We start from the raw sequence: 20923 nt of genomic DNA on the forward strand, positions 1-20923 counted from the left end.
TCCGCATGTCGCCGACAGCGTTGGCCGGCGAGACGCGGGGGTAGTGCGGCTCCTGTTTCGGATTCACTACTCGGCCGAGGATCAGCGGCCGGCTGGTGTTGCGACAACGCGCTCTATCGCCGTCGCCAGGAAGGTCGTGCCGCGCCGGTGCTCGCTGCTGTCCTGGCGCATGAACAGGCCGTTGGCGATTCCCTCATACATACCGAGCAATGCATCTGCCACCTCGCCCGGCACGCCTTCCTCGGCAAGCAGCGCGGCACGCTCCTCCGGCGCAACAAGCACAGGCGTCACCGGCCGGCCGAGAACGTCCGCGAAGGCCGATGCCACGTCGCCGGCGCTCCAGTCTTCCGGTCCGCCCAGCTCCACGACCCGCTTTCCGGTCCACTCCTCGCACAGCACGGTCGCTGCCGCGCGCCCGACATCGATCGTGCTCACCATCGGGATTTTCTGCGGCGGCTCGATAAAGGTCGGCAGTATGCTTTGCGACAGGACCGCTTGCGCCACCTCGTTCCAGGTTTCGACAAAATACCCCGACCGCAGGAAGGCGGTGGCCGGCGCCACGCCGTCGAGCAGCGCCTCGAAGCGGTTGAGGGTGGCGATGACGCCGGTGCCGGAGGCATGCTGCGCGCCGATGGACGACAGGACGACGGCCTTTGGCAGACCCGCACGCCGTGCCGCATCGGCAAGCGCGGCGCCGATTTCTTCCGTGCGCTGATAGGGATCACCGCTCACCGGCGGCGGGTTGAGCAGGAACGCGGCCCGCGCGCCGGTCAGGGCAGCGGCCATGGCGCCGACGTCCTCCATGCTTGCGACGGCTACCTCCGCACCGAGGGCTGTCCATTTTTCGCCCTGATCCTTGCGACGCACGACGACGCGCACGGCTTCGCCGCCTGCGATCAGGGCGCGCGCGACTTCGCCGCCGGCCCGTCCGTTTGCTCCAAGCACGACATGCATCACTTCTTCTCCTCATCTCGATTGACGGGGGAACGATAGGCGCAGGCTTCCAATGCGTCCAATGCATGGTGTATATAGTCGCCATGCACGAAGTGGATTTACGCCGGATCGATCTGAACCTGCTGGTGGCGCTCGAAGCGCTGCTGGACGAGAAGAACGTCACCCGTGCCGCAAGCCGGCTCGGCATGAGCCAGCCCGCCGCGAGCCGAGCGCTCGGCCGATTGCGCGCGCTGTTTTCGGATGCGCTGCTGGTCGATGGACCGGGCGGCTACGTCCTTAGCGCCCGTGCGGAAGAAGTGCGCCCGGTGCTGCGCGGCATCTTGGCGGGTGTGCGAGAGATGGTCGAGGCCAACGCGTTCGATCCCGCCACCGCCACCGGCCGGATCCGGCTGCTGATGCCCGATCTCCAGGCCGCCGTGCTGGCGCCGCACCTGCTCGCCCGCCTTGGACGCGAGGCGCCGTCCCTTGATCTCGATATCGTCGCGCCGGGCACGGACGCGGTCGAAGCGCTGGAGCAGGGTATCGCCGATGCGATGGTGGCGCTGGTCGACGAAGCCCCGGCCGGCATCCGCCGGCGCGGTCTCTATGACGAGAAGCTCGTGACGCTGATGCGGGCGGAGCACCCGGCGCTCGCCCGAAAGCTGACGCTCGAACGTTTCCTGGCGCTTGAGCATATCGTGGTGAGCGTCACCGGCGTCGGGCCTGCGCCTGTCGACGAGGTGCTTGCCCGCATCGGGCGAACGCGGCGGGTGAAGCTGCGCGTGCCGAACTTCTTCGCGGCGGTCGAGATCGCCGCTCGCTCCGACCTGATCATGACCCTGCCTTCGAGCCTGGCGCGAGCGGCCGCCAACATGAAGCGCTTCGTGTCGTTGCCGCCGCCCCTCGATCTTGGCAGCTTCACGATGAGCCTCGTCTGGCACGCGCGCCAGCAGGACGCGCCCAGGCACATATGGTTGAGACGTGCCATTGTCACGGCGGCGGCGGATATGTCATCGGCGATCGACGTTGGAAACTGAGGCCGCAAAGCGGCTCCCTGGAGCACAACGCCTCGAGCCGACCCGCGTTCAGGAAAGATGCTCTAGAACGGTCTCAACCGAAGCCCAGGTTCGGCGCTTGCGTTTCCGCCTGCGCCTTCAATCACGGTCGGCCCCCTCCGCCTGCCAGAGCTGGATCGGGTTGCCCTCCGGATCGGCAAGCCGGGCGAACCAGCCATTAGGGTAATGTTCGGTGTCGACCTCGACCGCAATTCCGGCTGCCGTGAGCTGTGCGACCATGGCCTGGAGGTCGCGCACCCGGAAATTGATCATCCACTGCTGATCGACCCGACCGAAGTAATCACTAGTCGCGGCAAAGGGAGCAAAGACGGTGGCGCCCTGCTGCTGCTCCCACGAGCGGTCATCATAGCTTTCTGGCGGCAGCGCAACGCCGAGATGGCCGGCATACCATCGAGCGAGCGCATCGGGCTCCTTCGCTCGGAAGAAGAAGCCACCGATGCCGAGCACCTTTTCCATTTTATCTCCTTACTGACGCGATCGCGGTGATGACCACCCCAATCCATACGCGTAGTGCCAGGCGCTACATGGCTTCTTGGTTAAAAACCTGACAATGCCGCTGCACTGTGCAACAGCTCGTGTTTGTTGGCGAACTGTTCTGGAGGTCGCGGTGCGGACCAGGCAGACATCAGCTCGGCGCGGAATTTAGCTGTCTCCAGTGGTGATTTGACCCACGTTCGACTGTAGCGGAGATGACCGCCGTTGGAAGGTCAGCAATCACACCAATGGCAGGAAGATGTCGGTGATGGCTTCGTGCTCGGCAACCATCGGAACAAAACTCCCGCTGACAGTAGAGGGGAAAATCCCGAAGGGCCTCAACACCCGTTTCATACGCGTGTGGTAGGGATCTTGCCGCATCGTCATCTTGCTCTCCTGTGGTGAGAGCAATCTGCCAGCTTGCGAGACAACGCGCTCGACTGTTCTTGCTGAACACAGGCGCCGTTCGCTTCGATGCGGAGCCGTTGGCGGTGGAGCACTGCTAACCGGGTTCAGACCGGCAGGCGGAACTGTTTGCGCAAGCTCTTGTCGAACATCTCTGCGGGGGCAAAGCGGCGCAGAATGCTGACCTGGCGCGCTGCCTTGCCGGCGGTATAGCGACGCCGCGGGCGGGCATCGGTCGCCGCCTTGACCACGACAGCCGCCACCACTTCCGGCGGATCGGCCTTGGGCATCACATCGCCCAGCAGCGCCTTGAGCCCGGCGCGCGCCCGATCATATTCCTGCAACACCGAATCCGGCTCGATCCCGTTCTGGTCGAAGACGGTACGCACGAATGCCGGCTCGATGACCGAGACGCGAATACCAAAAGCACGAACCTCGTGATCGAGCGATTCCGAATAGCCCTCAAGCGCGTGCTTGACCGCAGAGTAATGGGCTGAGTATGGCGCCGGCACCAATCCCAGAATCGAGCCGATATTGATGATGTGCCCTGCGCCGCGCTGCCGCATTGACGGCAACACCGCATTGATCATGCGGATGACGCCGAACAGATTGACGTCGAACAGGGCCTGCACCTGTGCGACCGAGGATTCCTCGGCACCGCCAAGCAGACCGACGCCGGCATTGTTGACCAGGAGGTCGATCCGCCCGGTCTGCGCCAGCACGGTCGAAACGAGGGCGCCGACAGAAGCGTCATCGGTCACGTCGCAAACCAGCATGGTCACTCCCTCCGGGCCGTTGCCGACAGGGCGGCGACTTGTCCCGAAGACGGTGAATCCTGCCCGCGCAAGCGCCTCGGCGCTGGCGTGGCCGATGCCCGAGGAGGCTCCGGTCACAACAGCGGTTTTTTCGGAATTCGCATTCATTTCGTGCTCCAAATCGTCAGGGCCAGACTTCTCTCGCCGGTTGAATTATGATCATAATAACATATTACGATCATAATGCAATACCAGAAGGGAAAGGCAGTCACGTGCTACGAAAAGGGCTGAAAGAACGCGTCACGGCCGGATCATGGGAGTTGCTGACCCATCCTGCGTCAGGACGATGTGAGGGCAAACGATCAACGCTTGTCCGCCGGCTGGCCGCTGGTCGTCGAAGGGATGCGGGCGATGACCTTGATCTCGAAATCGAAGCCGGCAAGCCAATTGACGCCCACTGCCGTCCAGTTCGGATAGGGAGGTCCGCCGATCTCCTCCGCCCGGACGGCCAGCACCGTTTCGATCTGTTGGTCCGGGTTGGTGTGGAAGGTGGTGACGTCCACAACGTCGTCGAAGCTGCACCCGGCGGCCGCCAGGACCGCGCGCAGATTGGCAAATGCCCGCCGAACCTGATCCTCAAATGCGGGCTCGGGCGAACCGTCCTCACGGCTGCCGACCTGCCCCGAGACGAAGAGAAGATCGCCGGAGCGAATGGCCGCGGAATATCGATGAATATCGTATAACGCGTGGCGTTTGGCCGGATAGATGGCGTCACGTGCAGGCATTTCGTGTTCCTTTCTGTCTTGAAAACGGCAGCGCGCCGGAGGCGCCGAGTTGATACAGGCAGGAGATAGGGCAATCGCATTACGCGCATAAGCCGTTGAAATCGGCATGAGGTGATGCAAAATTACCATCAATGCCCCGCCCGTCCCTCAACGATCTCACCGCCTTCTTGGCCGTTGCCACGCACCGCAGCTTCCGCCGCGCAGCGGACGAGATCGGCACGGCACCTTCCACATTGAGCCACACCATGCGCGCGCTCGAGGAGCGCATGGGCGTGCGCCTTCTCAACCGCACCACACGCAGCGTCTCGCCGACGGAAGCCGGTTTCCAGTTGCTCGATCGCCTTCAGCCGGCGCTCGCGTCGCTGGACGAGGCGCTCGACAGCGTCGCCGGGTTCAGGGGCAATGTCGCGGGCACCGTCCGCATCAACGCACCGCGACTGGTGGCCGGGCTTCTCGTTCGCGGGGTTCTTCCGCGGATGGCGGAGCGCCATCCGGACGTGATCGTGGACATCGTCGTCGAGGGGCGGCTGATCGACATCGTGTCCAGCGGCTTCGACGCCGGCGTGCGCCTCCTCGGATCGGTCCCCAAGGACATGATCGCCGTGCCGCTTGCACGCCGGTTGAGGTTCATCTGTGTCGCGTCGCCCGCCTACCTCGATCGCTTCGGCGACCCGGGAACCCCCGAGGAATTGCAACGCCACCATTGCATCGGCCACCGCATGCCCAGCGGCAAGCTTTACCGATGGGAGTTCGAACGCGCCGGCCAGGAACTCGTGATCGAGGCAAACGGCCCCGTCGTCCTCGACGACGAAGAACTGATGGTCGAAGCCGCAATTGAGGATCTGGGAGTCGCCTACGTGGCCGATTGGGCCGCCGAAGCGGCCTTGTCCGACGGCCGGCTGCGCAAGGTCCTGACCGCGTGGATGCCCGCTGCGGAAGAAGTTGCGGTTTACTACCCCGGACATCGAGCCGTACCGCCCGCACTGCGGGCCTTTCTCGATGTCGTCAAAGACCTGCGGAACAAAGAACCTTAGCGACGAGCAGCCGCGCCATGACCGGTCGTTGGGCCGGAGGATTCGGAGTGCTCAGTTCGATCCTATTGCCCCAACGCACCAGTGTTCTGCCTCAGTGCGGACGAATCCTGCATTGGGCCGATGACCAGTTCGATCGGTCGGGCTGAAGCAGGCGATGACGCAAGTGGGGCCGAGGGCGGACCGGCAGCTTGTAGTTTGATATGTAGGTGAGCAGACATACAGCTCGGCGCAGGAATCCCCCATCTTTTGCTATCAGATAGCCGACATTCGCGACAACCTGCGCTGATGTTCCGTTGCGGACTTCCCATATCGCACGAAAGAGCCGGACTTGATTGGAACTCTATCGTCGAGCAGATCAGCCACACGACGTAGTCTGCCAAACACCGACATTGCGCCTTCGCCTCGGTATGGGAACGCGCGAGCCGAGAAAATTCGGTAGTCGCGCAGCCGCCATCATGCAGACCTATTAGATTTAGCACCTAGAGGATCGATCCGTAGCATATTCTGCCCACCAAGAGATAACGGGATGGATAAAGAGTATGCAAAGGTTCGAGGCAAAGGAATGCATTATGGACGATCCGCTTAGATCCATGAATCGGCCCGGTCTTGGACGTGCAACGATGGGCTACCAGCCGGCCGAGAATGATTTGTTGAGCGAGGTGCTGCGCGACCTGCGCCTTGCCCATGCGAGATATGGCCGCAGCGAATTAACGGCGCCCTGGGGCATCGCCGTGCCGTTTAGGGAGGGCGTACGATTTCATGCGATGCTCGAGGGTCAGTGCTGGATACAAGCCAAGAGCTTGCCACCGCTGCTGCTGGAATGTGGCGATGTGCTTCTTCTTCCCCACGGAACAGAGCACACCATGTCCGACCGGCCCAAAGGGAGAGCCTTGCCACTGGACGATATCAAACCGGCGTTGATCGGGAATGGAACCTACGAATTGAAGTCTGGCGGCGGCGGTCCGCGATCGCTGATCGCATGCTGTACGATCGGCTTTGAGGGGCCGACGGCAAATCCGCTCCTGGAACTGCTGCCTCCGGTGATGCATATCCGCTATGCAGAGCACAGCGATACTGTCCTGCCAAACCTCCTTTCTATGATGGCGCGGGAGGCTGATGGGCAAAGAATCGGATCGGCAACGGTAATGGCGCGCCTTGCTGATATTGTCATGACGCAAGTAATCAGATCCTGGGTCGAGACGTGTTCCGACAATCTGACTGGTTGGCTGGCGGCCGTGCGGGATCCGCAAATCGGGTCTGCGCTTGCAAGAATCCATCGCTCCCCCGGCGAAGACTGGCCAGTCGATCGCCTGGCGGCATTGTCTGGGCTGTCGCGATGAGGTTTTCGCAGCGATTCAAGGGTCTGTTGTCGGTATCTCCCGCCCGCTATCTCCTGCAATGGAGGCTTAGGCTGGCCGAATCCTGGTTGCGGAACGGATATATGTCGCTGTCACAGGTCGCGTCTGAGTTGGGATATGAGTCCGATGCATCCTTCAGCAGGGCATTCAAACGCTTCATAGGCGTCTCGCCAGGCGCGGTCCGAGATTCCGGGCGCGGGTGAGCATAAACAGAGACGGGATCGGTCCTGCATATCGCCTGATGCGATCCACGGCTAATGTAATCAGTGCGACAAACGGTCAGACATTCAAGCGTTTCTGCCATAGCGGCGCCGCGCCAGGATCTGCAAATTCTCAAATGCCGTAACCACTTCGACCGATTCGCGAGCCAAAGCAGCTACTGCATCGCGGCGGATTATCGAAGGAGCAATAGCCGGGATTTCGCATGCGCCATGAACGCATGACGTGTGAATGCAGAATACCTCCTAGGCTGCTACCAGAAGGAGACTCATATGGCGTTGGTGTTGCCTGATCTTCCCCCACCAGCCACTGGCGAACACACGCCCTATTGCATGATCGCCAAGCATCGCGCCGCTCCTGGTCGAGGCGAAGCGCTCGTTACCCGGATGCTTGAGGATCTCGAAGCGACGAGATCAGAAACGGGCTGTCTACAATTCCACATCCATCGTGATCGATCCGACCCCGATCTCATCGTCATCTACGAAGTCTGGCGCAGTGTCGATGCAGTCAAGAGCCACTTCAGCGAAGCCTATGTCCAGAGGTTCGTCGTAGATGGTGGTGAGCTCGAACCGGGCGACATGGAGACGCAGTGGCTTGAGATGCTGAGCCCATATGCCAGCGGCAGAGATCCGCGATGACTGGTGACGAGCAGTCTCTTCTGAATCAGCGAGTCGTGATCGTTGGCGGGACAAGCGGCATGGGCGTGGGGGCGGCTCTTGCGGCCTCGCGCGCAGGCGCCGAGGTCATCGCGCTCGGGCGGCGGCCACCGGCGAAATTGGCTGCAGAACAAAGCGCCCACGGTTCAATCACCTTCCAGTCGCTGGATATGACCGACGATGCGGCGGTCGAGCAAGTATTCGAAACGCTGGGGGCGCTCGACCATCTTGTCATCACCGCAACTCCACCAAGTCCTGGAGGAACCTTCCTCTCCCAAACGCTGGCCGACGCGCAGACCGTTCTGTATGGCAAGCTCCTGGGCAGTTGGTCTTGCGCGCGGCACGCGGCGCCCAAGATGCGGAAAGGCGGTTCGATCACATTCACTACTGGTGGCTTGGTGACCAAGCCTCGCATGGGCGCTTCGATGATGATGGTCGCGTTCGCTGGTCTGGAGGCGCTGACACGAGCCCTTGCGCTCGAACTCGGTCCGATCCGCGTCAACACAATCCGTCCAGGCGTCATAGACAGCGAAATGTGGGCCGGCATGCCGCAAACCAAGCGGGAGGCGTTTTTCGCGCTGGTGCGCGAGAGCTTCCCAGCAGGTCGCGTTGGAAAAGTCGACGATATCGGCAAGGCCGCACTTTTCCTGATGACTAATGATTTCGTGACCGGCGCTATTCTAGAAGTTTCAGGAGGTGAAACGCTGGTCAGCATCGAATGATCTAACAGATAGAGCCTCAAGGGTTAAGAGATCAGTATCCATCCGGTTCACGCGGAAAGTTCACAACGGTGAGCCTCAACCAAACGCGTTACAGCAATTTCCAATAAACAATGGACCGCAGATGAAAAGAACCATTGAGACACTACACGTTGCCCTAATTGTCGTTGCGTTCGCCCTCCCCGTTCCTTCCGGCGCATTGGCTCAAGATGGCTCGGCCGCGGCCGCGCCCCCGACGCAGTCCGAGTTACCCAAATGGCTTAGTCGCGGATTGCCGGGTCAGGCGCATGAGGTTCTGGCGCCATTAGTTGGCACCTGGCGGGTCCAGTTGAGCTTCTACGGCACGCTCGGCCGCAGCCCCGATCAGCCGCCGCTCGTGACGGACTACCTCATTAGCCGTCGGCAGTGGTTGGCAGGCGGCCGTTACATCGAAGACACGATGGAGGGGACGCTGGATGGAGCGCCAATCTGGCGCAAAGGCTGGCTCGGCTACAGTATCATGGACGACCGATACGAGTGGATTACGATCGATCCTGTCAACACAACCATGATGTACTACGAAGGCACCCCTGGATCCGGAAATCAAAGGCCCATCAGCATGTCCGGGGCCTTCACCGACCAGGGTGTGGCTGGCGAAGACGCGGTCGGCAAGTCGATCGGCATGCGCACAGTAATCAAAATCGAGAACAACGATCGCCATGTCTTTGAGCTCTATTTCACGCGTCCCGGACAGCAAGAGACGTTGGCCACACGCGGCCTCTATACACGGCTGAAAGAGTGAGCGTCCGTTCGAGGACGGCCCGGCGTCTCATTAGCTCGCTCGGTGCTTGGCAATGGCGCAACCGCGACCTCCAGCGCTGTCTACTTTCAGAAAGCCGCAAAGCTGATCTTTACGGCCGACATGAGGCAAAAGCAACCATGCCGCCGTCGCGTGTGAGACTCTGCTTCGGGTCACAAGCAGAACAGCAGCCCCCTACGGCTCGTCCCTCTCATCGCGCAAATTAGACACAACGCGGCGGTTCTGCGACCTGCAGGCGGTGTCGGGGCAGTCGCGGACGAGCCTGTCCTTGCCGTAGCCCTTGGCCCACATGCGGTTGCGGTCTATGCCGCCGGCGGCGAGGTAGTCCATCACCGCATCGGCGCGCTGCTGCGACAGCGCCGTTTCACTTGCGCCGGGATCGTCGGCGAAACCCTGCAGCTTGAGCAGCCAGCGCGGATGCTTTGCTAACCAGGCGATCTGGGTGTCGAGGGTGGCCTTGGCGACAGAATCGAGCGCGGCCGAACCTTGCGTGAAATAGGTGCGGCGGCCGACATTGAGGATAAAATCCTCCTCGCTGCCCGGCTGCACGTTCTGGAAGCCGGCAACCTCGGTGTTGGTGATGTCGGGCGTGGAAGGGGCCAGCGTGTTGCTGGTCGAGCAGGATGCGGCCAGCACCAGCAGGCCGGCGGCGAGCAGCCGGCGCGTGTTCTCAATCATGCGGTTCATGAGGCGCCAATCATTCGACAGTGGTGGAAGCGGGCGCCTGGTCGGCGATGTGCGGCAGGACCTGCACCGCGGTGCCGATCGGGCAGCGCTGGTAGAGGTCGATGATGTCTTCCGGGAACATGCGGATGCAGCCGCTGGAAGCGTCGGTGCCGATGCTCCATGGCTCCAGCGTGCCATGCAGGCGGTAGCCGGTGTCGGCGCCGTTGCGGTGCAGATAGAGCGCGCGCGGCCCGAGCGGATTGTTGGACGCGCCGCCTGCGACCATGTGCGGTAGGTCCGGCTTGCGCTTACGCATTTCGGGGGGCGGGACCCATTGCGGCCACAGCGCGCGGCGGTCGATCGTCGCGCGGCCGTACCATTTGAAGCCGTCCTTGCCGACGCCGACGCCGTAGCGGATGGCGGTCTTGTTTTCCATGATGACGTAGAGGAAGTGGTGGCGGGTATCGACCACGACGGTGCCGACCGGCTCGCTGCTGAAATACTTGACGATCTGGCGATGCCATCTCTTGTCGATCTTGGCGAAGTTGGTCTTGCGATAGACAAAATTGTTGTCGCTGGCGGTACCGGCGAAAAAGGATTTTGCCGCCGCGGCTTGAGCAATATTGCTGGTTGCACCCACCGCGACCAGCGCCAGGCCGCCGAGCACGACACCCCTGCGTGATAAAACCATCGGCAATATCCCCCCATGCCAAAAACTTGGCGGACCATAGTTGAGAATTACTTCGCCTCAAAGTGGAAAATGCTGCGTTGCTTCAGTCCGCCGTGTCCGGACATTCGGCAATTTGGCGGCGAGTGACCGAATTGTGACAATCTTGCCGAGGACGAACGTCTAACCTAAACCCCATCCAGGATCTTAACCAAATTGGCGCGACTGTTGGGACCGAGCGTAGTTGCGACATTGCCCTATCCGGACGTGTGAGCAATGCCCACCAGCAGATTCAAAATCTTGCGGAAGCCGTGCGCCTCATAGATGCCGATCCAAACCAGGGCGTTGCTACTGCCGCGGCCGCGCTGGGGCTGTCCTATTCTTCGCTCTATCGACTGTTCCGGAACCTCGTGGGCCTTTCACCAAAACGATACGCGGGCGTCATGCGCTATTATCGACTAGTTGGGGCTCTGCTGGCCGACGCGCCCGCCGGCGGACTGGCGCAATTGGCCGCCATGCAAGGCTATTTCGATCAAGCCCATGCGAGCCGCGATTTCCGGCGTTATACAGGCATCGGGCAAGCCGAATTCCGGCGCCATTTAAACGGAATTGCCAAGTTGATGAACACTCTTTGAACATCTGCACAATCGCGTAGGCGCATGCAGCCTGTGTCGACGGCTCTGTCGCTCAGGATGCGCCAGCGGCGGCATGCTCACCACAGGAGATATAAAATGGCCGACACGACAACCCCCCACACCGCGCTTCTCGCGGCCCTCACGACAGAGCATTTCGTGCAGCAATCGGCGATCAGCGCAACTATCAGCGAAATGGCGTCGCGAACGACCATCTACATCATGTCTCTATCGAGCGCTCTAGTGGCGACGGGCTTTGTCGCGCAGTCGCCTGAATTCCTTCAGCCGTTTCTCCTAGCCGTGCTGCCATCGCTCTTTTTGCTGGGTAGCTTCACCGTCTTAAGGTTGATCGATATAGCCGCCGAGAACATGCAGGCCCATATCGGCATCGCCCGGATCAGGGCCTACTACCGAACGCTGGGGGAGGATGCCGCTTTTCAGTTTTCCAAAGAGTTCGGCCGTTGGCCAGAAAACGACGCCGAACCGTCGCTGCGTGCCGGGCCGCTCCTGGCGCATCTGACCACAGCCGCGACGATGATCGCTTTCGTAAATGCCATTATCGCGGCGGCGGGCGTGACCCTTCTAGCACTATATGTCGGATCAGCGTTGGCGCCTGCACTGTGCCTTGGTGCCGGCACAACAACCGGCTTGATGATACTATTCTATTGGTACCAACGCCTTCGTACGAAAGGCATGGTCCGTCTCGCCAAAGCTTATGGCCCTGAAAAGAGCGTTCTTTGAGCGGGAGGTCATGCAGTCGGGGTGATACAGCGCATCCGGGCTTTGTCGCCTATCGCAGGCCACTTCAACTGGCCGGCAACACAATGACCGCTTTGAAAGCCGGGCCCATCTATTGGCGAAGCGATGTGGTTGGTAGAGCCGACGGATAGTCGCCGGCTCCACATCACGTCTTTTGGCAAGAACGCCTAGCCCGAATTCATGTCGGGACGAACGCGTACCCGTAACTCCTAGCGCCAGGCCGCGCCTGACAGAAGACGCCATAAGAGAAGGTCACGGAGCCGACAACCTCGCCAGTCTTATCGAAGTCATAAGAAAAAGGGACTGAGAAAGCGGATGTGGAGCGTTCACGGGAACGCAGCGCCCCTTTCGGGGCGAACGAGTGGGCGGACAACTCCCAATCACGGAGGAGCGGCGATCTGAGCGGACCGGCAGCTTTTGTGCACTGGCGAGAGATTGCTCAACGGCCGATATTAGGCGCAAAGCTGTCATTCGTGGCCGACCGCTTTGATCTTCGGACTTGTCGATTGGTTGCACTGGCACTTCCGTCGGACGAAGATTGACGGCGGGATGATGTCATCCGAGTCCTGCAGGGCGAGCTCACCAGCGGACCGGCCCGCTGGTGTAGATAACGAAACTACGCACGCGTCTGCATCGAGCTCAGCAGGCGTCGCTCTTCTTCGACAATATAATCGCGGATGATCGGAACATCGTCACGGCGAGCCGAGATCAGTATCTGGTAGACAAAATTTGAACCGTTTAGGAAGCCGAGTTCGGCCGACGCCAGATAGAAATCCCACATACGGCAGAAGCGTTCGCCCATCATGGCGACTGCCTCCTCGCGCCTGGCCTCATAACCGAGACGCCAATCGTGGATCGTCCAGTAATAGTGCAGCCGCAAATTTTCGCAGTCGGCGCACCAGATCCCCGTGCGCTCCAACGAGGCAAACACCTCTGACAAAGCCGGCACATACCCACCTGGAAAGATATACTTGCGGATGAACGGCGCCGTCGTACCAGGCGGTGACATGCGTCCGATCGCATGAACTAATGCGAAGCCGCCATCCTTCAACAATCTACTAATGGTTGTGAAATAGCTGTCGAAATGAACGACGCCTACGTGCTCCATCATTCCGATCGAGACAACACGGTCGAACTGTCCGCTGACCTCGCGATAGTCGACCTCGCGAAAATCGATCTGATGAGCGACCCCGGCCTCGATCGCTCGAAGCCGAGACGCCGCCAATTGCTCCGTCGAAACGTTGATCGCCGTGACCTTCACGTCGCAATACTTGGCCAGATAGATGGCGAGAGCGCCCCAGCCTGAGCCGATTTCCATCACATGCATGCCCGGCTCTAGCTTGAGCTTCGCGGCAATGTGGCGATGCTTGTCGATCTGCGCTTGCTGCAGACTGTTGTCCGGTGCCGTGTAATAGGCGCACGAATAGGTCATTGTCTCGTCGAGCCATAGCTCATAAAATTTTGTCGGGATGTCGTAGTGATGCTGAACGTTTTTGGCGGCGAGACCGAGCTTGTTGTTCTGCTGGCGCCGGCGCAACGCACGCCAGACTTTCCGCAACGCCTTCTGAACAGGGTGGGCTGCCAACCCAGTGCGGTTGACGGAAAAAAGTGACAAGAGGTCAAATGCGTTGCCACCGTTCTCGATCACCAAGCGGCCATCCATGTAGGCTTCGGCCGCCTTCAGTTCCGGATTGAAGAAGATCTCGCGTTCGACCGCTTTGTCGGTTAGGCGGATCGTCACGTCGGGCCCATCCTGTCCACTGCCGAAGGCTTGCCTGAAACCGTCCTCGAATATGACAGTCAGGCGCCCGTTTTTTACAAAACGGGAGAGCAGATTTGGCAGCAGACGCATTGTGGCTCGTTTCTCGTCACTTGCCCCGTAAGTATGACTGCCCGGTGTCGGTACATCAATACCGATCTGGGGCGGAGAGGGGTCGGACTTCAGAAGTCTCCTCCCAATGCCGAAGTAGCGACCCATCCGGGGCCGCCTGCCCCGCGATCGGAAATGTCTGCCCTGGCGCAATAAGATGTCCAAGGTGGTCGCCGGCAGCGTCTGCTATCCGGCAATCGCAAAGATCGCCTCAAGGGCGGACATGCGGCGCAAAGCAGCCATGCCGCCGTCGCGTGTGAGACTCTGCTTCGGGTCGGAGAACGAACCCGCTAGGCGGGAGGGCGCCTGCGGTTGAGGTAGAGATCAGGGACCGGTCGTCGCGCCCGCATTGAGCGTCATTCGGCGGCGGCAGAGCATGACGGGCTTCTTCAACAAGGAGCCTGACCATGACCCATCCCGCTCTCGATGCACACCCATCAGCCCTTTGCGCCAGCGGTTGATCGGCGACATGAACATGTGGCGTTTCTCACGGGAGACGCAGCGCAACTATCTCCGACCCATTCGGATTTGCGTAGCGGCGTGAGCCAGGCGGCGAAGGTGTCAGCCTAGTGCAAGGCCGGCCAGGTCACGGTAGAAGGCCAGATCGCCTGATCGATGCTTGGAGGTTTTCCAACGCGGGCCGATGTCTGCGTTGCGCGCCCGCATCGAAAAACCTTCACCGAGTCGGTCATCTGATGGAGGCGCCAGAGCCTCCAAAGGCGGACGATCGACAGCTTTTTGAGGTGAGCGTAACGAGATTCGTCAACGGGCGGATCCCCAAAAACGGCACCGACCCGAGAACAGTGGCTTTATCATTTTTTTGAGTCCTGCGCGGTAAGGTTCCGCGCATGTGGTTGAAGACTTACTTGATCATCACCGGCATCGGCGCGTTCGCGGCGCTGACAATGCCATGGCTGGTCATAATCGGCAGTTTCCTGATTATCCCGGGGCTCATCCTCGCGTCGATGCCAACGGCCTTCATGTATGGCGTCGCCTTCGCGTTGTTCCGCTTGCTGCTCGGGCTTTTCCTTTCAGGCGTTCCTCTGAACGTCATGTCGGGCGCCGCGACGCTGGCACTGTTCTGGACCATCCCCCAGCCAGGCCTCACCTGGGCGAGGGACATGCTGGTCAGCCTGAAGGAGCCGGACATTCAGTCGAGCGCACCGATTGCGCTCAACGGCGACATTCTCCTCGCCCGCCCGTTCGAGGGCCGTTGCGACGCATTGTGCGCGGCCTTGCTCAAGACCCCGGGCGTCACTTCAGTCCGCGTCCAGACCCTTCGCGGTCATTCCAATACCTATCGCATCGTGCCGGACTCGACGCCCGGCAAACGAAGCACCGTCATCGGGCATGGCCTGCTGGAAGAGCGGCGCTACGATGCCTCCGATCCGCTCGCTCCTCAGCGCGCGCTGGAAGCCGAATGGCACCTGATGATGTCAGAGGGCAAGGCGCTGCTGCAAAGCGACGACGCCCCCGAACCCGACCTCACTATCGCGATCGAGGACGGCCCCGCCGTGCCCGATGCCAAGCCCCGATCGGGACGGGTGGATTGGTCGCTCGAACCCTCCGCACCCCACCGCAAGGCGCTCACCATCACCGACGCCGGTGAACAGGTGCTGCTGCGGCAGTCGATCCTGTCGATCTTTGCCCCGGCGGCGCCGTTGCTGATCGGGACCTCGGGCGGGATCGAGAACTTCCGGTTCGGCTGGGCGCGTCGGCGGCTCGGTGACGGAAGGATGTACGCCGAGGTTCCGGCCAACCGGCTGCTACTCGATCACACCAGCGTTTCGCGCGGCGTGAATATGGAAGCGGCGAAAACGAGAACGCGCGAGGAACTTGCCAGAGCGCTCGACGATCCGCGTAAGCCGGTGAGGAATCCCGCCTTCGCGCTCGCCAATCAGTGGATGGACTCGTTCCGCGCGAACGACCAGCCGCTCGGCGAGAGCGACCGGCGTCTACTGGTTCGCATCTTGGAGGACCCGCGGGTGCGATCCTCAGACGGGCTGTGGGCGATCATCAAACAGGTCGATGGCGACTCCGCCGATCTGCGGCGGCTCGCCGCCCGCCGCTACCTCGCGGCCACCGACAAGAAGGAGGCGCGCCACTGGATCAATGCCCTGGCCGGCCTCCCTGTAGGTGCATACGCCGATCCTCTGCCGGAAGAGCGCGCAATTCTCGCCGATCCGGCGGTCAGCCGCTTTGCCACCGGCCTGATCAAGCGCCAGGGCGAGCGCGGCGTCGATGCCGTGCCCGACCTGTTGCGGCTGCTGCGTGAGTACTCCGTCTACGATCCGGGCAAGTATGGCTTCAGCGACCTGACCGCGGCTACCGATGCCGTGCGAAGCGGCTTTCGCCGCATTGGCCCTGCGGCCTCTTTCGCGCGGTTTGAGATCGAGCAACTCCTGGCTTCGCCGGGTCTGGAGTACCGCTACAAGACGCTCGGCCAGGAAGAATGGGACACGCTGCTGGTCGTCCTCGGGAAGCCTGTCGAAACGCTTACCAAGCCGGAAAACCGAAGTGGTACCGACGCGAGGTACCGCGAGCGCGTCGCTCAACGGGCCGCCAGACCTTACGATCCGCGCCGGGATTGATCGACGACACGGGACGAGAACCTCGCCAATTTATTGCATGCGGATTCCGCTGTTTCGGCCTAATCGTTCAAGCGATTGATCGTGCTTCGAAACATCCTGCTTTTTGGAAGAGTGTGCCGCCGCTCAGAGGCAGAATCTCAGCGCAGAGTAACGTCAATGGTTTGAATCAGCCCTTGTCCGCGATGGCGGGATCGTTGGTTACTGGCGCAACCATGATCTCCAGCGTGGTCGTTGGCTATGTCTGCTTTCAGGAAACGGGCAAAACTGATCTCAACGACCTGAACGAGGCGCAGGGCCGACCGACACAAGGTGTAGGGTGTCGGAGGCTTGTGAGAACGCTGATCGGTGGACTCGAACCCTTTCTGAGGTGCTAACTGCAACGATTGCGGGTAGGATGCGCCGCGGTGATAGGTTCGGCGGTCGCTTGCGACGAGGGGGCTCATATGTCCGACTTGCTATTGAAGCAACTCGCCTCCATCGGGTGTCGCGGACCTGTGATCACGCCCGGCAGCGCGGATTATGATCGAGCCCGGCAGGTATGGAACGGTGTCTCCGATCGCAGGCCGGCCGCGGTATTGCGTGCGGCGGATGTCGATGACGTGCGGAAGGCGATCGACGTAGCGGCCAATTGCAATGCGGTCCTGGCGATCCGAGGCGGCGGACACAGCCTGCCCGGCCTTTCGACGTGCGACGGCGGACTTTTGCTCGATCTCTCGCAGCTCAATTCAGCCGGGCTGGACATCTCCGCCGGAACCGTGGAAGCCGGCGGCGGCGCGCTTCTTCGCGATCTGGATGCAGCGACGGTTCCAAGCGGGTTCGTGGTTCCGGCGGGCGTCGTTTCTCACACCGGCGTTGCCGGTCTCACTCTCGGCGGTGGCATGGGCCGCGTCAGCCGCGCCTACGGGCTGACGATCGACAGCTTGATCGGGGTCGAGATCGTGACGGCCGACGGCAGCGTGAACTGGATCGATGCAGCAATCGATCCGGAGCTTTTTTGGGGCATTCGCGGTGGCGGTGGGAATTTCGGTGTCATAACCCGCTTCAGGTTCCGGCTGCATCAACTTGGCCCGGTGGCTGCCGGCCATTGGACGTACCCGATGGCCGACGCACAACGCGCAATCACCGGCCTCGGGGATTTGGCTCGACAACGCCCGCGAGAATTCTCCGTCGCTTTTACTCTCGCGCGAGGAGGCTTGAGCGTGACTGCGGTGTGGGTGGGCGACAGCAGGCGGGCGGATCAGATGCTCTCGCCCTTCGGCGACCTTGCAGGTGTCGGTGAAGGAGAGATGGGCGCCATGCCGTTTCTTCACCTGCAAAGTCGCAACGACGCTCATTTCGCCTGGTCACGCCGGTATTACGCGAAAGGTGGTTTCTGGTCGGATATCACCGGTGACGTAGTGGATGCTATGCTGCAGCAGATTGCCTCGGCACCAACCAAGGATTGCGAGTTCTACATAACGCAGCTTGGAGGCGCTGTTGCCGACGTGCGGGACGAAGACACCGCCTATTCCGGAAGGCAGGCCGGCTATTACTGGATTGCGGAGCCCGTATGGGACGATCCGGCAGACGACGAGCGTTGCATCGAATGGGGCAGGTTCGCAGCAGGGCGCGTGGCCGATCGGTCCATAGCCGCCAACTATGTCAACGAGCAATCCGATACTGCCATTGCTTCGGGTGCCTATGGAGCCATCAAGTATGATCGGCTCAGACACTTGAAAACTCGGCTCGATCCCTCCAACCTGTTCCGCCTCAATCAGAATATCTTGCCGTTCGCGGCCACGCCGGAGTGATCTGGGCACCGCATAGGCCGGCTCGGCCTGCCGAGCACCGGCTGCGCGCTACAGCTGACCCTAAACGGCTTAAGCCGGACCGTCGCAATCTTGCGGCCATCAAGTGGAAGCGTACGAGCGGCGCTGCAAGCGCAAACCATTCTGCATCGGAGTGTCTTGCGAAGACTCCCAGCGCGACAGTACCAGCAAGGTGCTACGGTGGGCGGTCCACCTGGCGCAAGGGCTGCCTGCGCCGCTGCAGTAGCCACGTCCGCTTTTGGCGAATGGGCTGGACGACAGAAATGACTGCCATGCGGCGCAAAGCGGACGCGTTCCACGATTGGCCGGTGCGCAGTCAATCGACGCCACCAGACTCCGGCCTGTCGCGTGACCTTGCGTCGCGCTATCATGGCGCCGTGAAGCTTAGTCAAAGCATACGGTTCTGTACCTCTGCAGACGGCACACGCATCGCCACGGCGTCATGCGGCGAGGGGCCGGTTATCTTGCGGACAGCGCATTGGCTAAGCCATGTCGACTATGATCTTGAAAGTCCAGTGTGGCGGCCGTGGCTCAGCGAACTGTCAGCGCGCAATTGTTTCATGCGCTACGATCCGCGCGGTTGTGGGCTGTCGGAGCGGCACGTCGCAGACCTGTCCGTCGACGCGTGGCACGCGGACCTGGAGGCCGTGGCCGCATCAATCAAGGAGCCGCGCTTTGTCCTGCTCGGCCTGTCGCAAGGCGGTGCGTTGGCCATTGCCTACGCCCTGAAGCATCCCGAGCGCGTATCGCATCTGGTGCTCATGAACGCATACGGTCTGGGCGCGCGGGCTCGCGCCCAAACCGACACCGATCGTCTGGAGGCCGAGACACTGGTCAATTTCATCCGCATCGGCTGGGGGCGTGACAATCCTGCGTTCTGCTAGTTCTTCACGAACCTCTTCATTCCGGACGGGAAGCCGGAGCAGCACCGCTGGTGGGGTGATCTGGAGCGGGAGACGGCGACAGCCGAGGTCGCCGCGCAGCTGCTATGGCAGATGCAGGGGATCGACGTGATGGACCTTGCCGCCGCCCTGCGTGTCCCAACCTTGATAGCACACAGCCGTGGCGATATGCGTGTTCCATTTGACGAAGGCTGCAGGCTTGCTGCCACGATTCCTGGCGCCCGCTTCGTTCCGCTGGAAAGCAAGAACCACGTGCTGTTGCCGGACGAACCTGCCTGGCCCGTCTTCTACTCTGAACTCGGCAGGTTCCTCGGGCAGGATCGGACCGCGCAACCCAGCGGCGCTGTCCGCGATGCCGGCCTGACGCCCGCCGAAACTACGATTCTGAACCTCGTCGCGGAGGGGCTGGACAACCGTTCGATAGCTGAGCGGCTCGGCAAGAGCACGAAGACGATCCGCAACCAGTTGTCGGTGATCTTCAACAAGCTGGGCGTGCGCAGCCGCTCACAGGCGATCGTCAAGTCGCTGTCCCGCTAGATCGCCTCACATGGGCCGGTGCGGGACAGATGTCCCGCGACGAATGCCGGATTTCGGCTGCCGTGAGGGACAGTTGCCTCATGCCAGCAGGCAAACTTGGCTTCATCCTCGAACTGGCTGGCGCGGGATGCTGCTGGCGGCGAGGAGAAATCGACATGACACAGGTTGACGAAACGAAGCTGAATGAGCTGGTCGGGCGAGTGCTTGGAGACCTTGGCGGCGCTGTGAGCGTGCCGTTGGTGCGGATCGGCGATTCCCTTGGGTTATACGAAACCTTGAAGCGGATCGGACCGCTACGGCCGAAGAACTCGCATCAGCGGCAGATTGCTTCCCCCGCTATGTCAGCGAATGGCTCGCTGCGCAGGCGGCCTCCGGCTACGTCCAGCACGAGGGCGGAAGTTTCTGGCTGACAGCTGAGCAGGCGTTCGTGTTCGCGGAACCGAATAGTCCTGTCAACATGATCGGCGCTTTCGACACCGCCGCCGCGATGGTCGAGAACCAGCCGAAGGTGCAGGCGGCATTCAAGACTGGCAGGGGTATCGCCTGGGGCGACCACGCCGGCTGCATGTTCTGTGCCGTGGCGCGGCTATTCCGACCGGGCTATGTGAATGCGCTGGTGCAGGAGTGGCTCCCGGCCCTCGATGGCGTTGCCGACAAGCTGAAGGTCGGAGCTGATGTAGCCGATGTGGGATGCGGGCACGGTCTGTCGACCATCCTGATGGCGCAGGCGTTTCCCAGGTCTCGTTTCACCGGATACGACTTCCACTCCGCCTCGATTGCCACCGCGACCGCGCACGCAATGGCACATGCGGTAGCGAATGTGAGCTTTGAGGTCGGCCGGGCGCAGGACTTTGCCGGCCGCGACTTCGACCTGATCACCTGCTTCGACTGCCTGCACGACATGGGCGATCCGAAGACCGCCGCTGTGCACATCCGCAAAGCGCTTAACAAGGGAGGCACGTGGATGGTGGTCGAACCGATGGCCGGGGATACGCTGGAGGACAATATCAATCCGATCGGCAGGATGTACTATTCCGCCTCCACGATGATCTGTGTGCCAACCTCGCTGGCGCAGGAGGCTGGGCTCGCACTCGGCGCCCAGGCGGGCGAGAAACGATTGACCGAAGTCATCCGCTCCGGCGGCTTCACCAAGGTTCGCAGGGCCGCGCAGACTCCGCTCAACATGGTTCTCGAAGCGACCTGAACAGATAGCAAAGCGACGAACACCGAAAAACCTTCACCGGTATGCCGTTAAATCGTGTAGTATGTACGTTTTCC

The 20923-nt window shown here is 61.4% G+C and carries 19 protein-coding genes and 2 pseudogenes; 13 read left to right on the forward strand and 8 right to left on the reverse strand.

What is annotated here, in order from left to right; genetic code table 11:
- Window positions 1-81: 81 nt before the first annotated feature.
- Window positions 82-954: an NmrA family NAD(P)-binding protein gene (locus AC0L3D_RS18795; RefSeq protein ID WP_473628485.1), complete on the reverse strand. Its 873-nt coding sequence runs from the start codon at window positions 952-954 to the stop codon at window positions 82-84.
- Window positions 955-1037: 83 nt separating this feature from the next.
- Between AC0L3D_RS18795 and AC0L3D_RS18800 the strand changes: the two genes are divergently transcribed.
- Window positions 1038-1970 carry a LysR family transcriptional regulator gene (locus AC0L3D_RS18800; protein WP_473645422.1) on the forward strand — a complete coding sequence of 311 codons (933 nt, stop codon included), beginning with the start codon at window positions 1038-1040 and terminating at the stop codon, window positions 1968-1970.
- 117 nt (window positions 1971-2087) lie between these two features.
- Here AC0L3D_RS18800 and AC0L3D_RS18805 read toward each other — a convergent pair whose 3' ends face one another.
- From AC0L3D_RS18805 to AC0L3D_RS18820, 4 genes are all read right to left on the reverse strand, one after another.
- Window positions 2088-2465 (reverse strand): VOC family protein, encoded by a 378-nt coding sequence (locus AC0L3D_RS18805; protein ID WP_473508358.1) that lies wholly within the window; start codon window positions 2463-2465, stop codon window positions 2088-2090.
- Window positions 2466-2723: 258 nt separating this feature from the next.
- Complete coding sequence (locus tag AC0L3D_RS18810; RefSeq protein ID WP_473628487.1) at window positions 2724-2870, reverse strand: hypothetical protein; 147 nt, start codon at window positions 2868-2870, stop codon at window positions 2724-2726.
- 125 nt (window positions 2871-2995) lie between these two features.
- Window positions 2996-3811, reverse strand: a complete 816-nt coding sequence (locus AC0L3D_RS18815; RefSeq protein WP_473587291.1) for an oxidoreductase — start codon at window positions 3809-3811, stop codon at window positions 2996-2998.
- Window positions 3812-4005: 194 nt separating this feature from the next.
- Window positions 4006-4428: a RidA family protein gene (locus AC0L3D_RS18820; RefSeq protein ID WP_128176280.1), complete on the reverse strand. Its 423-nt coding sequence runs from the start codon at window positions 4426-4428 to the stop codon at window positions 4006-4008.
- A gap of 131 nt (window positions 4429-4559) precedes the next feature.
- On the opposite strand from AC0L3D_RS18820, the gene AC0L3D_RS18825 reads away from it, so the two are divergent.
- The 6 genes from AC0L3D_RS18825 (at window position 4560) to AC0L3D_RS18850 (ending at window position 9195) form a co-directional block, all read left to right on the forward strand.
- Complete coding sequence (locus tag AC0L3D_RS18825; RefSeq protein ID WP_473628489.1) at window positions 4560-5462, forward strand: LysR family transcriptional regulator; 903 nt, start codon at window positions 4560-4562, stop codon at window positions 5460-5462.
- Window positions 5463-6031: 569 nt separating this feature from the next.
- A complete protein-coding gene (locus tag AC0L3D_RS18830) occupies window positions 6032-6802 on the forward strand; it encodes a cupin domain-containing protein (protein ID WP_473645395.1) in 771 nt (256 codons plus the stop codon).
- Complete coding sequence (locus AC0L3D_RS18835; protein ID WP_473645397.1) at window positions 6799-7023, forward strand: helix-turn-helix domain-containing protein; 225 nt, start codon at window positions 6799-6801, stop codon at window positions 7021-7023. The genes AC0L3D_RS18830 and AC0L3D_RS18835 overlap by 4 nt, the downstream gene beginning before the upstream one ends.
- Before the next feature lie 288 nt (window positions 7024-7311).
- Window positions 7312-7677, forward strand: coding sequence for a putative quinol monooxygenase (locus tag AC0L3D_RS18840; RefSeq protein WP_473645398.1), 366 nt, complete (start codon window positions 7312-7314; stop codon window positions 7675-7677).
- Window positions 7674-8417, forward strand: coding sequence for an SDR family oxidoreductase (locus AC0L3D_RS18845; protein WP_473645400.1), 744 nt, complete (start codon window positions 7674-7676; stop codon window positions 8415-8417). The genes AC0L3D_RS18840 and AC0L3D_RS18845 overlap by 4 nt, the downstream gene beginning before the upstream one ends.
- 121 nt (window positions 8418-8538) lie before the next feature.
- Window positions 8539-9195 (forward strand): DUF1579 family protein, encoded by a 657-nt coding sequence (locus AC0L3D_RS18850; RefSeq protein ID WP_473645401.1) that lies wholly within the window; start codon window positions 8539-8541, stop codon window positions 9193-9195.
- 192 nt (window positions 9196-9387) lie between these two features.
- Here the strand turns inward: AC0L3D_RS18850 and AC0L3D_RS18855 are convergent, their stop codons facing one another.
- Together AC0L3D_RS18855 and AC0L3D_RS18860 are read right to left on the reverse strand one after the other, a co-directional pair.
- Entirely contained in the window at window positions 9388-9900 is a 513-nt protein-coding gene (locus AC0L3D_RS18855) for an OmpA family protein (RefSeq protein ID WP_027155108.1), read from the reverse strand.
- Between the two features lie 10 nt (window positions 9901-9910).
- Window positions 9911-10570 (reverse strand): L,D-transpeptidase, encoded by a 660-nt coding sequence (locus AC0L3D_RS18860; RefSeq protein ID WP_077380658.1) that lies wholly within the window; start codon window positions 10568-10570, stop codon window positions 9911-9913.
- Between the two features lie 245 nt (window positions 10571-10815).
- Here AC0L3D_RS18860 and AC0L3D_RS18865 point away from each other — a divergent pair, with 245 nt between their 5' ends.
- Both AC0L3D_RS18865 and AC0L3D_RS18870 read left to right on the forward strand, forming a co-directional pair.
- On the forward strand, window positions 10816-11181 hold the full coding sequence (locus AC0L3D_RS18865) for a helix-turn-helix domain-containing protein (RefSeq protein ID WP_473535048.1): 366 nt from the start codon (window positions 10816-10818) through the stop codon (window positions 11179-11181).
- 96 nt (window positions 11182-11277) lie between these two features.
- The gene (locus AC0L3D_RS18870) at window positions 11278-11919 is read left to right on the forward strand and encodes a hypothetical protein (protein ID WP_287171623.1); all 642 of its coding nucleotides are present in this window, start codon (window positions 11278-11280) and stop codon (window positions 11917-11919) included.
- Between the two features lie 634 nt (window positions 11920-12553).
- On the opposite strand, the gene AC0L3D_RS18875 is transcribed toward AC0L3D_RS18870, so the two are convergent.
- On the reverse strand, window positions 12554-13789 hold the full coding sequence (locus tag AC0L3D_RS18875; protein ID WP_473645424.1) for a class I SAM-dependent methyltransferase: 1236 nt from the start codon (window positions 13787-13789) through the stop codon (window positions 12554-12556).
- A gap of 866 nt (window positions 13790-14655) precedes the next feature.
- Between AC0L3D_RS18875 and AC0L3D_RS18880 the strand changes: the two genes are divergently transcribed.
- From AC0L3D_RS18880 to AC0L3D_RS18895, 4 genes and pseudogenes are all read left to right on the forward strand, one after another.
- The gene (locus AC0L3D_RS18880) at window positions 14656-16398 is read left to right on the forward strand and encodes a hypothetical protein (RefSeq protein WP_473645403.1); all 1743 of its coding nucleotides are present in this window, start codon (window positions 14656-14658) and stop codon (window positions 16396-16398) included.
- A 494-nt stretch (window positions 16399-16892) separates the two neighbouring features.
- Window positions 16893-18188 (forward strand): FAD-binding oxidoreductase, encoded by a 1296-nt coding sequence (locus AC0L3D_RS18885; RefSeq protein ID WP_023799838.1) that lies wholly within the window; start codon window positions 16893-16895, stop codon window positions 18186-18188.
- Between the two features lie 395 nt (window positions 18189-18583).
- Window positions 18584-19645: pseudogene (locus AC0L3D_RS18890) on the forward strand (alpha/beta fold hydrolase).
- Window positions 19646-19800: 155 nt separating this feature from the next.
- A pseudogene (locus tag AC0L3D_RS18895) lies at window positions 19801-20849 on the forward strand (class I SAM-dependent methyltransferase).
- Window positions 20850-20923: the final 74 nt, after the last annotated feature.

This window comes from Mesorhizobium sp. WSM4837 (genome assembly GCF_055811435.1).

What these genes read in the sequence shown, in the direction of transcription:
- AC0L3D_RS18815 (WP_473587291.1), bottom strand. Translation starts at nt 3,811, where the DNA reads ATGAATGCGAATTCCGAAAAAACCGCTGTTGTGACCGGAGCCTCCTCG.
- AC0L3D_RS18825 (WP_473628489.1), top strand. Translation starts at nt 4,560, where the DNA reads ATGCCCCGCCCGTCCCTCAACGATCTCACCGCCTTCTTGGCCGTTGCC.
- AC0L3D_RS18845 (WP_473645400.1), top strand. Translation starts at nt 7,674, where the DNA reads ATGACTGGTGACGAGCAGTCTCTTCTGAATCAGCGAGTCGTGATCGTT.
- AC0L3D_RS18810 (WP_473628487.1), bottom strand. Translation starts at nt 2,870, where the DNA reads ATGACGATGCGGCAAGATCCCTACCACACGCGTATGAAACGGGTGTTG.
- AC0L3D_RS18820 (WP_128176280.1), bottom strand. Translation starts at nt 4,428, where the DNA reads ATGCCTGCACGTGACGCCATCTATCCGGCCAAACGCCACGCGTTATAC.
- AC0L3D_RS18880 (WP_473645403.1), top strand. Translation starts at nt 14,656, where the DNA reads ATGTGGTTGAAGACTTACTTGATCATCACCGGCATCGGCGCGTTCGCG.
- AC0L3D_RS18875 (WP_473645424.1), bottom strand. Translation starts at nt 13,789, where the DNA reads ATGCGTCTGCTGCCAAATCTGCTCTCCCGTTTTGTAAAAAACGGGCGC.
- AC0L3D_RS18835 (WP_473645397.1), top strand. Translation starts at nt 6,799, where the DNA reads ATGAGGTTTTCGCAGCGATTCAAGGGTCTGTTGTCGGTATCTCCCGCC.
- AC0L3D_RS18860 (WP_077380658.1), bottom strand. Translation starts at nt 10,570, where the DNA reads ATGGTTTTATCACGCAGGGGTGTCGTGCTCGGCGGCCTGGCGCTGGTC.
- AC0L3D_RS18850 (WP_473645401.1), top strand. Translation starts at nt 8,539, where the DNA reads ATGAAAAGAACCATTGAGACACTACACGTTGCCCTAATTGTCGTTGCG.
- AC0L3D_RS18805 (WP_473508358.1), bottom strand. Translation starts at nt 2,465, where the DNA reads ATGGAAAAGGTGCTCGGCATCGGTGGCTTCTTCTTCCGAGCGAAGGAG.
- AC0L3D_RS18870 (WP_287171623.1), top strand. Translation starts at nt 11,278, where the DNA reads ATGGCCGACACGACAACCCCCCACACCGCGCTTCTCGCGGCCCTCACG.
- AC0L3D_RS18830 (WP_473645395.1), top strand. Translation starts at nt 6,032, where the DNA reads ATGGACGATCCGCTTAGATCCATGAATCGGCCCGGTCTTGGACGTGCA.
- AC0L3D_RS18800 (WP_473645422.1), top strand. Translation starts at nt 1,038, where the DNA reads ATGCACGAAGTGGATTTACGCCGGATCGATCTGAACCTGCTGGTGGCG.
- AC0L3D_RS18855 (WP_027155108.1), bottom strand. Translation starts at nt 9,900, where the DNA reads ATGAACCGCATGATTGAGAACACGCGCCGGCTGCTCGCCGCCGGCCTG.
- AC0L3D_RS18840 (WP_473645398.1), top strand. Translation starts at nt 7,312, where the DNA reads ATGGCGTTGGTGTTGCCTGATCTTCCCCCACCAGCCACTGGCGAACAC.
- AC0L3D_RS18795 (WP_473628485.1), bottom strand. Translation starts at nt 954, where the DNA reads ATGCATGTCGTGCTTGGAGCAAACGGACGGGCCGGCGGCGAAGTCGCG.